Genomic DNA, 12,180 nt, shown 5'->3' on the forward strand with positions numbered 1-12,180 from the left:
TTCTATGCAGCTAGATACTTTTTTACATCATCTCCATTTTTCAATTGATGAAATTATGCCAAATCATGAAGTGGACTGGGAAGATGCACCGCTTCCTTATAAATTATATCGAAATGTACCTGTCATCCCTCTCCCTTTAGAAATACCATTCTCTGTACCTAACTCTTCTACTACACCAACTTTGAAGGAAATTGGTCATTACCTTTGGTACTCATTCGGTTTAACCCAGTTATGCCAACTAAATAGCGAAAAAATTTTATTCCGAAGATCTATCCCTTCAGGCGGCGCTTTATATCCAAATGAATTGTATATATATTTAAAGATTGACGATTATCCAGACGGCATTTACCATTACGATGCCGCGCATCACCGGCTTGTTTTACTTCGTGAAGGAAATTTCGATTCTTATCTTTCGGAAGCACTTGGCAATCGTTGTAACATACAGTCTTGTTTTGGTGCTGCATTTGTATCCACTATGTTTTGGAAAAACTACTTTAAATACAATAACTTTTCATATCGACTTCAAGGGTTAGATAGTGGTGTTCTCATCGGCCAATTACTTGCATGTGCCAAACAATTCGGTTACACAAATGGCGTATATTTTCAGTTTCTAGACCGTGCAATCAATCATTTACTCGGACTATCAGAAAGCGAAGAAAGTGTGTATGCTGTTGTTCCTTTAAGTACAGAACCGCAAACTAATTGGTTTCACAATGATTACCGTGAAAATAAAACAGTTACTTCTCATGAGTTGTTACAGCAAATTCCGCCGTTAGCACACGAATATTTCGTTCGATCAAAGCAAGTATATAAACATCCTATGATAACAAAAATAAATGAAGCTTCTATGATCGAATCGACAGCACACTTCCACACACTACATCATGAAGAGCACTATCAACATCATGCCCACGCTGTACAGTTGCCACAAGTAGAACGGTTATCGTATGATTTCTTACAACTTTGTAAAGAACGGTATTCCCCTGATGCTGACTTCACTTTAACGAAATGGGATGCAACAGGGCTCGCTACTTTACTACAAGAAGCGAGCCTCGCCTTCCCTTATTACAACGACCTTGATGGTCAGTATGTAAATGAAAATACGCGCGTCTCCTTATATGGATGTTTTTATAACGTAAAAGATATAGAAAACGGCGCTTATTCTTATAACAGCAAAAATCATTCCATACAACCACTTCGATACGGAGACCTTCGTTATCCCCTTCAATCTAGTATGACGATGGATAACGTGAATCTTTTTCAAGTACCGCTTTGCCTACATGTAGTCGGAAAGAAAGATTACTATACAAATGCATTAGGCTATAGAGGATACCGTATTCACCAAATGGAAGCTGGTATACTCGTTCATAAACTCGTTTTTGCTGCGACCGCGATGGGGATGGGCGGGCATCCATTACTAAGTTTTGATACAAATTCATGTGATCAGTTATACGGGATAGATACTGGAAATGAAACGTCTCTTATTCAAATTCCTGTTGGGGCGTATCGAGCGCGGAATTGGTTAAAAGGGGATTTGCGTAATTAGAAGCACGCCGGTGGACGGCGTGCTTTTTTTAAAGGACTTAATTTATAAAAAGCGAAATGAGTATATATTCTTACATAAAAGGAGAGTTTAACTTGAGCATTTTACAACGATTAATCCAGCAAGCAAAAAACCCTCGCGGGACAATTGGTTCTTCCATGCTTTGTATTATGAACAGTGCACATACGGGGCTAACAAATTGGGCATTACAGAAATTACATATAAAGAAAGATGCAATCATATTAGATATCGGTTGTGGCGGAGGTAAAACGATACACACTCTTTCAAAACGAACTCCACTTGGGAAAATATATGGGATTGATTACTCCAATCAAGCTGTAAAAAATTCTCTACAGACGAATATAAAGGATGTTCAAAAACAAAAAGTCATTGTTCAACAAGCAAGCGTTTCTTCTATTCCCTATCATACGAACTTCTTCGATCTCATTACCGCTTTTCAAACACACTACTTTTGGCCTGATGTGGAACAAGATATAAAAGAAGTATTTCGCGTCCTACAACCGAACGGATCCTTTTTATTAGTGGCTGAAACTTTCAAAATTCAATATCATATGGAAAAATGTAAAACGAATGAAGAATTAATAAACCTATTTTATAAAACAGGATTTAAAAGTGTGAAATGTTACGAAGAAAGAGGATGCCTTTGTGTAATAGGAAACAAATAAAAAAGCAGACCCTTTGAGGTCTGCTTTTTTACTAGATTAACTTAAAAATACTCTTAATTTGTCTCGCGAATAACCAATTTTTCGTACCGTAGTTATCATTTAAACTATCTAAATTGATAGATTGTCCATTAGCAAACTTTAATTCTAACGTTGTATTTTTGTCATTTGTTTTTAAGTTGCTATGTGTAATTTCTTCATACTTTAATTTTTCGATTTCAACATATTCATCTTTCTCTTGCCCAATCACGACATGATCTTGGAAGAAGAACAATACTTCTACTTTCTTACCGAAACAAAATACATTTTTCGTATAAATTAATGTCGCATTATCAAGTCCGACGCATACTTCTTTCATCTCTTCTACAACGTTTCCAAAGTCTTCTTCTTGTCTTGCATTTGATTCAGCAATCCATTCTTCGATTGTTTTCATATTAATTGCCATACTGTACCCCCTGGTTCGTCCATTGCTTTATTTAAAAATAAATACTATATGAAAATATAAGCGATAAGCACTATGTTTTCAAGGGTGAACGGTATATTCGAAATAAAGTGAAACTTTAATTAGTGGAGGTTTTCTTCATCCCCCACTGATTATCAGCCCTCACTAATCGGGCTCTTACTGCCCGCAAATAGCGGGATAAAGTTACATTTCAAAGTAATATACTAGGAGCATCGATTTCATTATATTTTAAACGTTTGAACGAGGCATTCTTCATCATCGATTAACTGTGTTTTCTCATCAAATTCGATATTTAACTCCCTATATACTTTCTTCCAAAAAGAAACTGCTGGTACATTTTTCACAAGTTCGATAACGAAATATTGCCCTCGTTTCTCTTTTAGTACATTCTCAATAACTTGTTTACCGATTCCTTTCCCCTTGTACTGATTCAATATGAAAATGTCATTTATGCCAAAGTCATTTTCTTTTTTCAAATATGGACGTTCCAATAGTAATAAAAAACCTACAATATCATTATCACTTTTAATAAAATACGGAGTGATTCCGTCATTTCCCCAAAACATATGCAAATCTTCGTATTCAAAAAATCCATTTGCCCCAATCTTTATATTAGGAGTGAATGTAGAGAGATCATGAAGATATAGTGCGTACAAATTACGTAATATTTCTTTTTCAGATTCTTGAACAGTTTGAAGTGCTACAAACATTTTTAATGATCCCCTTCCCTATATGTAACTGTTTCTTCCTCTTTATTATTCGCTAAAAAAGTTTACCTACCTTTGCAAAAAAAATAGCACTTAAAAAGTGCTATTCTGCTCTCCTTGCCGCTTGCTGAATTGGATCCCAAACGCTGTTATATGGTGGTGCGTAACTTAAGTCGACATCTTCTAAATCGTGAATGCTCATTTTATTGAAAAGTGCCATTGCGATCACATCAATTCGTTTATCTACACCTTCTTCTCCAATTACTTGTCCACCTAATAATTGTTTCGTGTCAGAACGATATAATAATTTCAAGTAAAGTGGTTTCGCATTTGGATAATAGCCCGCCATATTTGTGGAGTCTACTTTGACTGTTTTATACGGAATATGTAGCCCTTTTGCTTCTTTTTCATTTAAACCTGTTCTTGCGAGCGTCAAATCCATAAATTTAATAATACCTGTACCTAACGTACCTTTAAATGCTCTTCGTTTATCAAGCATATTCAGTCCAGCGAGTCGGCCTTGTTTATTAGCAGTCGTTCCGAGCGGGATATGATCATGAATTTCCTTTATAACGTGGTAATGTGTTGCGCAATCACCAGCTGCATATACGTCCTGCACATTCGTTTGCATATATGCATTTACTTCGATTGCCCCTTTATAATTTGTACGTATATTTGTTCCTTCAAGAAAATCAGTATTTGGCTTCACTCCAACCGATACTAAAACAAGATCTGCTTTATACGTCCCTTTATCCGTTTCAATTTGTTCCACTCTTTCATTTCCTTTAAATGCTTTCACATTTTCATTCGTTAAAATTTCAATATTGTGTTTATCTGCTTCTTTATGTATATATTCAGCCATATCTGCATCATAAATCGTACCGATATGATCATTTCGCTCAATCATTCTTACTTTCTTACCAAGTTCGACGAATGTTTCTGCCATCTCCAGTCCAATCGCACCGCCGCCAATAATCGTTACATCTTCAACTTTACTCGTTTCTAGCGTTTTTAATATGCGCTCAGCATCCGGAATTGTTTTTAAAAGATGAACGCCTTGCAAATCTCGACCTTCCCATTCTGGCATAACAGGACGCACTCCAGTCGCAATTAATAATCGATCGTACGGAAATTCAAAAACATCTTTCGTCTTCGTATGCTCTGCGTACACCGTTTTCTTTTCCGTATCTACTTTCGTTACTTCATGACGCACTTTCGCATCAATTCCGTATTTATCACGAAACGTCTTTACATTACGCGCGATTAATTTTTCCGTTGAAGTGATAGCACCACTAATGACATACGGTAATCCACACTGCGCGTACGAATAAATTTCACCTTTTTCTAACGTTACAACATTTGCATTTTCATCGTTTCTAACAATTTGCATAGCTGCACTCATACCAGCTGCATCTCCGCCAATAATGACATAGTTCACTTTACCACTCCTTCTTTTTTACATACTCTTTACGTTTTCCATATTTTTTAGAAATAACACCTACTTCCATTGTAAAGAAAGAGAATTTCAACTTCAAATTTGGTGCACAAACCTATGCCTTAATAGGTAAGTGTCGTGTCTTATAAACAACATGTTTAATATGCTATAACAGTAACTATTGAAAGTAGGTGAAACATACATGTGCGCCGGCCTTCTCGCTCAAACTCCAGAGGAACCGAAAGAACCAAAACCCGCCTTGTCGCTTGATCAAGAATTTTCTATTAACGCAACTATTTATAGTGCTCGTGCTTGGTTATCTAATGATGAAACTTTCCCACAAACGATTTGGAAAGGCTCTCACTTCGCTTCAGCATCACACGCTGGCAAGTCCATCTTACCAATCGGTACTGTAAAAATTTTGAACTTATCCGATGATACAATAACAGTTACTGCATCATCAGAATCAGATGATACTCTCAAAATAGTCGTACCCCCTCATTCTGAAGGTGTGTTAACATCTAGCGCATTATCTGATGTGCAAGCAAGTACATCAGGAGGAGCAAGTAAAGTCACATTCCTCTTTCATATCTTTTTCTCAAGGGATCCTGGTTCAGATAAAAAACCATAAAAAGGTACAGTTATGCACTGTACCTTTTTTCACGTGTTCTATTCTCTTGATTTGATGAGTTCAACATTATAAGATTCAATATCCGTTAGCTTTCCTGTAAAATACGGATTCTCTCTATACCAAGACTGTTTTGAAAAATACGCTTGCATATCTTTCGTTTGAAACATATGTCCATGTCTTGCGTATATTTCGTTTCTCGCTATTTTCAATTGTTCTTTCGATAAATATGCTAAGTCCGTACTCGTTAATTTTCGACTATCACTATCAGGAAAGATAAAACCATTATATACATACCGAGTCGTAGGTGGCGGAGTAACATTGTAAACAACGTTTTTTTCTGTACCTTTCTTTTCGAATGGAAGATTATAAGACGAAAGTGCCGTTACCGTTTCTACCTTCGTCGTTTCCCTTCCGTTTTCTCCATTTCGTTCTAAATAAATTGTCGCACTTCCATCAGTTGCTACAGGCCCCCACGTAATTTCTTCTCCAGCCAGCGCTGTAACTGGCTTTTGATTCACATACAATGTTGCACCAGGCGCGTTCGTTTGGACAGTAATATATTGAGCTTGCAACGTTAAATCTATCGTTACGTTATTTTGATCTTGTTTCATAAGTACAACCTTTTCTTCACGTGATAGTTTCACATAATCATTTTTATATTCTGATTGAAACACTTGAGTTCCTGGAAGAAACGGTCCATATTGCTTCTCGAACTTTTTGTCATCTGTCTTATCAATTTCCTTTCCGTTCATTTTTAAAGTTGTACCTTTTTCATTTGTAAGCAACGTCGTATAATACGTCTTCGCTTTCAATTTATATCGATCAAATAAAAAGAAATACTTTCCGTCTTTCGTTAACGAAAAATCTGCTCTTTCAATTCCGTTCCCTTGTTTTTCACCTATCCTCAAATTTCCTTTCAATTCATTCACGTAGGATGGATTTTCTTTTATATATGAAAATAAAGGCGTTAAACTCTCTCTCGTTACAGTAACTGATGGATCATCTGCTGTGATGATTTCAGCTAACTTCTCCCCGTCCTTCTCTTGTAAAATCGTAATCATCCGGTCTACTTGTGCCACCTGCTTATAATACGATGATCCGTACAAATACAGTCCCACACTCGCTATAACAAATAGCGTTAACAACGTAATGCCAATCTTTGCACCGCCGCTCATGTTCTTCTTTACTACTGGACTTCCCCTCTTCATCCCGCAGTTTTGACAAAATTGCACACCGTCTTCAAGCTGAGTCCCACACTTTGTACATACATTCATCCATTCAACCACCTTTTCTTTAGAGGCCAGTTAATCCCTGTGTAAAGGTTTGAATTATCGTGTTTATGTAAGACCAAAACACGATAAACGTTGCAATTCCGATGAAAACATTTGCGATAAAAAGAGTGTAAACAAGATCTAATCCACCGTTATCTAGTTTTACTGTAGCTACAATTATACTAATTCCCATATATGTTGTAGCTAGCCCTAATAAGATTGGTAAGAAGAAGATTAATAAAAAACTAAATAGAAAAGAAAGCACTAATATAGCAATTGCCGGAGTTGCTATCGTTCCCCATATTCCAAATACTTCAAGAAACGAAAAAGATGATTTCATCATCTTCCCACTTACAAAAATAATAAATCCGACAAATAAAGTTAAAATTAGTAAAAATAAAAAGACCGTTACAGAGTCCAAAAAGAATGTAGGAGTAGGTATATCTGGTGCAAATGTTTTCGTAACAGCTGCTGCAGCACTCATCATTCTATAAAAAAGACATGCTCCTAAAAAACAAATAAGAACAAGACTTACAATTCCATTTCGCACTTCAATATTCCCACTTTTCATAATGGCCGATGGTGATTTAAAAGCATTTTTAAAGAACTGAAAATAGCCACTTGCAAATCGCTTCGCTTGCTCTACCGTTTCATTTGGTCGAGCTTCCTTTGCTGGTGCTACGCGTGCCTGTTGCTCACCTTCTTCCTGTGCACCACTCGCTACTGCTCCCTCTGTTAACGAATGTCCACAATTCCCGCAAAACTTTGCCTCTGTTGTATTTTCCGTATGACACGCCGGACATTTCATTCTCTCATCCCTCCTTTAAGCATATACCTTATAGGGTGTTACAAATTCAATATATGACTTTGTACATAAAACATGACTACAAGAAAAAGATTATGAAATCCTTCTTTCAAATGAAAATATATGTGCTAGCAATCTTGAAAAAAAATGCTATTATGAAACAGAATAAATAATATTTTTAACAGATTGGATGAAAAACAATGGAATTTGTAAACTCAATTTTTCAAATACTCCTTACAAGCATAATCCAATTATTTTCTTTAATTGGCGTTATCATTGTAATTGGATTTCTATTAGGCTATTTAGAAGCATTAACACGCATGTATTGGTCGAGAGCTTTCGGAAGAAAAGGATTCCTTTTAACGGCGTGGATCGGTGTTCCTATTCATGAACTTGGACATGCCATTATGTGTGTACTTTTTCGTCATAAAATTGTAGCAACGCAGTTTTTCCCAACAGATACAAGTCAAGGTGCTTTAGGCTACGTACAACATCAATACAATCAAAAAAGTGTATATCAACGAATTGGGAACTTCTTCATTGGAATCGGTCCTATTATTTCCGGTATTACTGCGTTAATCCTTTTAATGCGCTATTTCGTACCAAATTCATATTTCTTATTTAATACAACTCTCGAAAAAACAATCGCTTCTACTTCTATTAATGTAGAAATGGTTCAAAACATGCTCTTATCGACGTTTGTATTATTGAACAGCTTATTTACAATAAGTAATTTATTGAATCCTTCCTTTTGGCTATTTTTATTTATCGCCATTTGTATTTCTGCACATATCGCTTTAAGTAAACCAGATATTAAAGGATCAATAGACGGTGTTATCGTCATGTTTATCGTATTATTTTTATTCAACATAATCGCAGGACTATTTCAGTACGACAGTAACCAGCTCATTGGAAAAGTGATGAAGTATAATATGTACCTCATTGCGTTTTCTAGTGTGGCTCTGCTGTTCTCTTGTCTTTCTACACTTGTTAGTTTTGGATTTTATAAAATAAGAGGAGGGCGTTCGTTTTGAACGCCCTCCTCTCATCACTTATTGTTCTTATAATCACAATGCTCAACCGGAACGCGAGCATGTCCTTCTTCATCTGTACACCATGACTGCGACTGGAAGGCAAGAAAAATACCGATCCATGATTCTTCCTTTTCGAAGTGAATGAGTATACCTCCGTCTTGCCATATACCATTATCACCTTTCCATTTCTCTACATTCCCTTGGTTCATATGAATATCGTGTATACCGTTTCCTGGTTCGAAATGGAAGTAAGAATCGGGTGTATTTTCTTCTGGTCCCCATCTTTCACCGAACGCGTAAATAATTGCTTTTTCTTCTATTGCTCGTTTTATATAACGTTCTATTTTTTCATTTAAATCATTATCCACTCCTGCTTTTTCAGCAGGTAAAGGAATCATTTGTTTCGATTCAAATACATTACCTCTTACGTAGTCTAAAGCTACTTTCGGTTCATTGTTTTTTATTTCTGTAAAACCGAATGGTAATGTCGGTATAATATGAATCGCCTCTGACCGAATATCGTTACTCGCAAAATATAAAACTTCTGACGGATAACTTTGCGATTTCACATTAATTGCAATACGATAATCTACTTCTGCTTCGCCTTGTAAATGAACTTGATAATGAGGTGTTTTCCCTTTTCCAATCTTTGATTGTATAACTGTACCTTTTAACACGCCGTAGTTTTTTAGGGGCATACATTTCATCTCCTATTCATTTAGTAGAAGCTTTTCATATTTAAAACATTATCCAATCATAAAGAAAATCCTCCTATGTTAGGAGGATTTTTAATTTCTCAACATATACCAAACAATAACCTCTACCACTACTAGCAAAATTGCACCAAAGATCATTAACGTCGTCTTCTTTAATAGTTCATTTTCACGATAAGGAATGTTACATAAATACGCCCCTAGTGTAATCCGTGACGGGCAAGCGATTGTCGCTACTGACGATGCGGTGTTTTGCAGTGTTGTGACGTATTGCCACGGAAGCGCTACGTTTTGCGCAGTTTGCATTTGTAGTTTTATAAACATCGCATTTGATCCGGCGTTACTACCTGTTAAAAAGCCGCCGATTCCGCCGATAAACGGGGCAACGAAAACGAAAAACGTTCCAAATGTTTCACCAGCTGTTTTTGCCAGTAATGAATGCATGCCAGATGCACCCATTAGTTCTGAAATGGCGATAAACATCGTCGTTGTAATCGCAAAAGGAATCCATTGTTTTATCGTTTGCGAGAGTGATTGTTTAATAATATGAGATGGTATACGGAAGAAGATAATAGTAAATAAGCATGTCATACCGAGCCAAAATCCTGGTGAATATAGTAGCTCTAGCTTGTAAGAGTATGATTTCAAATCAAGAACGGCATATGATCTGAATACATCATGTAATGCTGGTACGAGGCGAGAAAGTAAAATACAAACAGTTAAGAATATATAAGGGCTAATAATTTTTATAATAGATACTTCTCTCTCCGTTGCTGCAGCATGCTCTGTTATTAGATTTTGCGCATTTTTTCCTTTTAATTTAATGATAAGAAAGCCAAATGTAATGGTAACGATAGAACTTAATATACCTGCTAGTTCCACACTTACATATGCGTTAGAAAGATAAATTCCGAGAGAAAATAATAGAAAGAAACCGCATCCTTCCTTCCACTTTTCAATAACCGCCTGCCAACCGCCAACAACGTGTAAAGAAAGAATGATGAAATAAGCAAACATCGGAATGCTTAGTAGTGCCGTATTCGTGCCAAGTGTTGTAAGCGGCATATTTATAAGCTGCGAACCGATAATCGTACCAGTTGCCATTGCGCCCCATGAACTAGCTAGTAAACCAATAAATGAAAGTAGTACAGCTTGAAACGGTTTATAGCCTAATGATAGAAAGATAGGTGCTGCAACCATGAAGCCAATTCCGAATCCACTTACTGATTCGATTAGCGGACAAATACCAAAACACATAAGGAGCATTTGTAATAAACGATCGTGCGTCACTTCTTCTAAAAAACGCGCTACTTGATCGATGTACCCCCTTTTGTTCATGAGGTGAAATAAAAAAATACCGAAAAACAACACGTACCCGACAATAAAACAAATTAACCAACCTTTAATCGTTGCGTGCACAGTTTCACTTATCCCTAGTTGAAACGTTGGCGAGAGTAAAACGATTCCAACAGACACAACGTAAGCGATTAAAGAGGACCTTAATGACGTTTGTTTAAATAAAAATAAACAAATGAAAATCATCATAATTGGGATAAGTGCCAACAATATGGCCATGTTATCATCTCTTTTCATTAAAAATACAATTTTTAACTATTATATAACAGATGTCATAAATTTCAATTGTTTTTGCAACAGATTCAAAAAAGGAGCCAAATGGCTCCTTTCACTCCCATTTTCTTTTATCCTGAAAAACGCTCTGCTGTCCGACTATTTTATCTAACACAACAAACACAATATAAGCACATATTACTTGCAATACAACATTTCCAAATTTCATTAATTCAAATGAATGGATCCAGCGAAATAATTCGTTTAATAATACAATTGAAACGATACTAAATAGTTCTATACTAATCGAAAATATACATATTTCTAAAATAGATTGCTCTTGAATGCGATTTAAGTTGGAAAAGATGAATACATATCCTATAAATAGAGCCATCAATTCTATTTTCGTCATGCTAATGAGCCAAGCGTATAGTGGTACAGTTAAAAGAAGATATAGTAGTTTCCGTCTTAGCATGCTTTCTCACCCTCTAAGTTATATGTATTTTCTGTATATTTTAACATTTATTACGTAAAACAAAAAGAAGAGACTTATGCCTCTTCTTTTTGTTTTGTTGCCTGTATTAATTCACATATTTCTTCTCGCTTTTCATTTTCTAACAGCTCGATGACTTTACTTCCAACGACTACTCCATCACATATTGTAATCATTTCTTCTACATGTTCCTTCGTTGAAATACCGAACCCTGCCACTACCGGTAAATGTGTATGTGATTTTACTTTTTCTAAGTAACTATGAATCTCACCTTTAAAGTTTTGACGTACTCCTGTTACGCCCGCTACTGTAACAGCGTAAACGAACCCTTCTGATTCACTCGTAATTTTTTCAATTCGCTCAATTGGGCTCGTTACTGTAACGAGTGGAATTAGCGCAATGTTTGCCTCTCGAAGTAACGGGGCAATAATATTTTGCTCTTCATACGGTAAGTCTGGAACGATGATGCCATCTACACCTGCTTCTATACAGTTTTCGATGAATCGTTCTTTTCCGAATGCGAGTACCGGATTTAAATATGTCATGAGTACAAACGGAATTTGTACTTCTTTCCTTACCTCTATTAATGCTTGAAAAATACCTTTTACTGTTACACCGCTATCTAACGCTCGTTTCCCTGCTCTTTGAATCGTTGGACCGTCTGCGACTGGATCTGAAAACGGAATGCCGATTTCAACGATACTCGCTCCTGCTTCGTCTAGAAAACGAATTCTTTCTTTTAATTTTTCAAGGCCACCATCTCCGCCCATTACGTACGGAATAAATGCTTTCTTACCATTTTCAAACGCTGCTTTAATTTTTTCTACTCCCAT

Annotated in this window: 13 protein-coding genes; 4 read left to right on the forward strand and 9 right to left on the reverse strand. The window is 36.2% G+C overall.

Annotated elements, in window-relative coordinates:
- Positions 1–4: 4 nt before the first annotated feature.
- Positions 5–1,546 carry a SagB family peptide dehydrogenase gene (locus tag QEP67_RS21590; protein WP_001175527.1) on the forward strand — a complete coding sequence of 514 codons (1,542 nt, stop codon included), beginning with the start codon at positions 5–7 and terminating at the stop codon, positions 1,544–1,546.
- 92 nt (positions 1,547–1,638) lie between these two features.
- Positions 1,639–2,229, forward strand: coding sequence for a class I SAM-dependent methyltransferase (locus QEP67_RS21595; protein ID WP_064056813.1), 591 nt, complete (start codon positions 1,639–1,641; stop codon positions 2,227–2,229).
- Positions 2,230–2,260: 31 nt separating this feature from the next.
- Here the strand turns inward: QEP67_RS21595 and QEP67_RS21600 are convergent, their stop codons facing one another.
- From QEP67_RS21600 to QEP67_RS21610, 3 genes are all read right to left on the reverse strand, one after another.
- Positions 2,261–2,671, reverse strand: a complete 411-nt coding sequence (locus QEP67_RS21600; protein WP_000996803.1) for a DUF3908 family protein — start codon at positions 2,669–2,671, stop codon at positions 2,261–2,263.
- Positions 2,672–2,910: 239 nt separating this feature from the next.
- On the reverse strand, positions 2,911–3,399 hold the full coding sequence (locus tag QEP67_RS21605) for a GNAT family N-acetyltransferase (RefSeq protein ID WP_048567045.1): 489 nt from the start codon (positions 3,397–3,399) through the stop codon (positions 2,911–2,913).
- A gap of 100 nt (positions 3,400–3,499) precedes the next feature.
- A complete protein-coding gene (locus tag QEP67_RS21610; protein WP_048567044.1) occupies positions 3,500–4,834 on the reverse strand; it encodes a CoA-disulfide reductase in 1,335 nt (444 codons plus the stop codon).
- Between the two features lie 199 nt (positions 4,835–5,033).
- Between QEP67_RS21610 and QEP67_RS21615 the strand changes: the two genes are divergently transcribed.
- A complete protein-coding gene (locus tag QEP67_RS21615) occupies positions 5,034–5,462 on the forward strand; it encodes a hypothetical protein (RefSeq protein WP_048567043.1) in 429 nt (142 codons plus the stop codon).
- A gap of 38 nt (positions 5,463–5,500) precedes the next feature.
- Here the strand turns inward: QEP67_RS21615 and QEP67_RS21620 are convergent, their stop codons facing one another.
- Together QEP67_RS21620 and QEP67_RS21625 are read right to left on the reverse strand one after the other, a co-directional pair.
- Positions 5,501–6,736 (reverse strand): YARHG domain-containing protein, encoded by a 1,236-nt coding sequence (locus QEP67_RS21620; RefSeq protein ID WP_064473092.1) that lies wholly within the window; start codon positions 6,734–6,736, stop codon positions 5,501–5,503.
- Positions 6,737–6,755: 19 nt separating this feature from the next.
- On the reverse strand, positions 6,756–7,541 hold the full coding sequence (locus QEP67_RS21625) for a zinc ribbon domain-containing protein (protein WP_353706424.1): 786 nt from the start codon (positions 7,539–7,541) through the stop codon (positions 6,756–6,758).
- A gap of 197 nt (positions 7,542–7,738) precedes the next feature.
- On the opposite strand from QEP67_RS21625, the gene QEP67_RS21630 reads away from it, so the two are divergent.
- Complete coding sequence (locus QEP67_RS21630; protein WP_353706425.1) at positions 7,739–8,572, forward strand: hypothetical protein; 834 nt, start codon at positions 7,739–7,741, stop codon at positions 8,570–8,572.
- Positions 8,573–8,586: 14 nt separating this feature from the next.
- Here the strand turns inward: QEP67_RS21630 and QEP67_RS21635 are convergent, their stop codons facing one another.
- The 4 genes from QEP67_RS21635 to trpA form a co-directional block, all read right to left on the reverse strand.
- Positions 8,587–9,270, reverse strand: coding sequence for a YukJ family protein (locus QEP67_RS21635; RefSeq protein WP_353706426.1), 684 nt, complete (start codon positions 9,268–9,270; stop codon positions 8,587–8,589).
- Positions 9,271–9,360: 90 nt separating this feature from the next.
- Positions 9,361–10,860, reverse strand: coding sequence for an L-lactate permease (locus tag QEP67_RS21640; protein ID WP_353706427.1), 1,500 nt, complete (start codon positions 10,858–10,860; stop codon positions 9,361–9,363).
- 109 nt (positions 10,861–10,969) lie between these two features.
- Positions 10,970–11,329: a DUF4029 domain-containing protein gene (locus QEP67_RS21645; protein WP_064056819.1), complete on the reverse strand. Its 360-nt coding sequence runs from the start codon at positions 11,327–11,329 to the stop codon at positions 10,970–10,972.
- Between the two features lie 74 nt (positions 11,330–11,403).
- Positions 11,404–12,180: a tryptophan synthase subunit alpha gene (gene trpA, locus QEP67_RS21650; RefSeq protein WP_000537832.1), complete on the reverse strand. Its 777-nt coding sequence runs from the start codon at positions 12,178–12,180 to the stop codon at positions 11,404–11,406.

This window comes from Bacillus cereus group sp. MS39, assembly GCF_040448665.1.
Lineage (GTDB): Bacteria > Bacillota > Bacilli > Bacillales > Bacillaceae_G > Bacillus_A > Bacillus_A wiedmannii.

Bases quoted from the DNA above. Each gene is read 5' to 3' on its own strand.
- QEP67_RS21590 (WP_001175527.1), top strand. From the start codon at position 5: ATGCAGCTAGATACTTTTTTACATCATCTCCATTTTTCAATTGATGAA.
- QEP67_RS21600 (WP_000996803.1), bottom strand. From the start codon at position 2,671: ATGGCAATTAATATGAAAACAATCGAAGAATGGATTGCTGAATCAAAT.
- QEP67_RS21605 (WP_048567045.1), bottom strand. From the start codon at position 3,399: ATGTTTGTAGCACTTCAAACTGTTCAAGAATCTGAAAAAGAAATATTA.
- QEP67_RS21615 (WP_048567043.1), top strand. From the start codon at position 5,034: ATGTGCGCCGGCCTTCTCGCTCAAACTCCAGAGGAACCGAAAGAACCA.
- QEP67_RS21620 (WP_064473092.1), bottom strand. From the start codon at position 6,736: ATGAATGTATGTACAAAGTGTGGGACTCAGCTTGAAGACGGTGTGCAA.
- QEP67_RS21625 (WP_353706424.1), bottom strand. From the start codon at position 7,541: ATGAAATGTCCGGCGTGTCATACGGAAAATACAACAGAGGCAAAGTTT.
- QEP67_RS21630 (WP_353706425.1), top strand. From the start codon at position 7,739: ATGGAATTTGTAAACTCAATTTTTCAAATACTCCTTACAAGCATAATC.
- QEP67_RS21635 (WP_353706426.1), bottom strand. From the start codon at position 9,270: ATGCCCCTAAAAAACTACGGCGTGTTAAAAGGTACAGTTATACAATCA.
- QEP67_RS21640 (WP_353706427.1), bottom strand. From the start codon at position 10,860: ATGGCCATATTGTTGGCACTTATCCCAATTATGATGATTTTCATTTGT.
- QEP67_RS21645 (WP_064056819.1), bottom strand. From the start codon at position 11,329: ATGCTAAGACGGAAACTACTATATCTTCTTTTAACTGTACCACTATAC.
- trpA (WP_000537832.1), bottom strand. From the start codon at position 12,180: ATGGGAGTAGAAAAAATTAAAGCAGCGTTTGAAAATGGTAAGAAAGCA.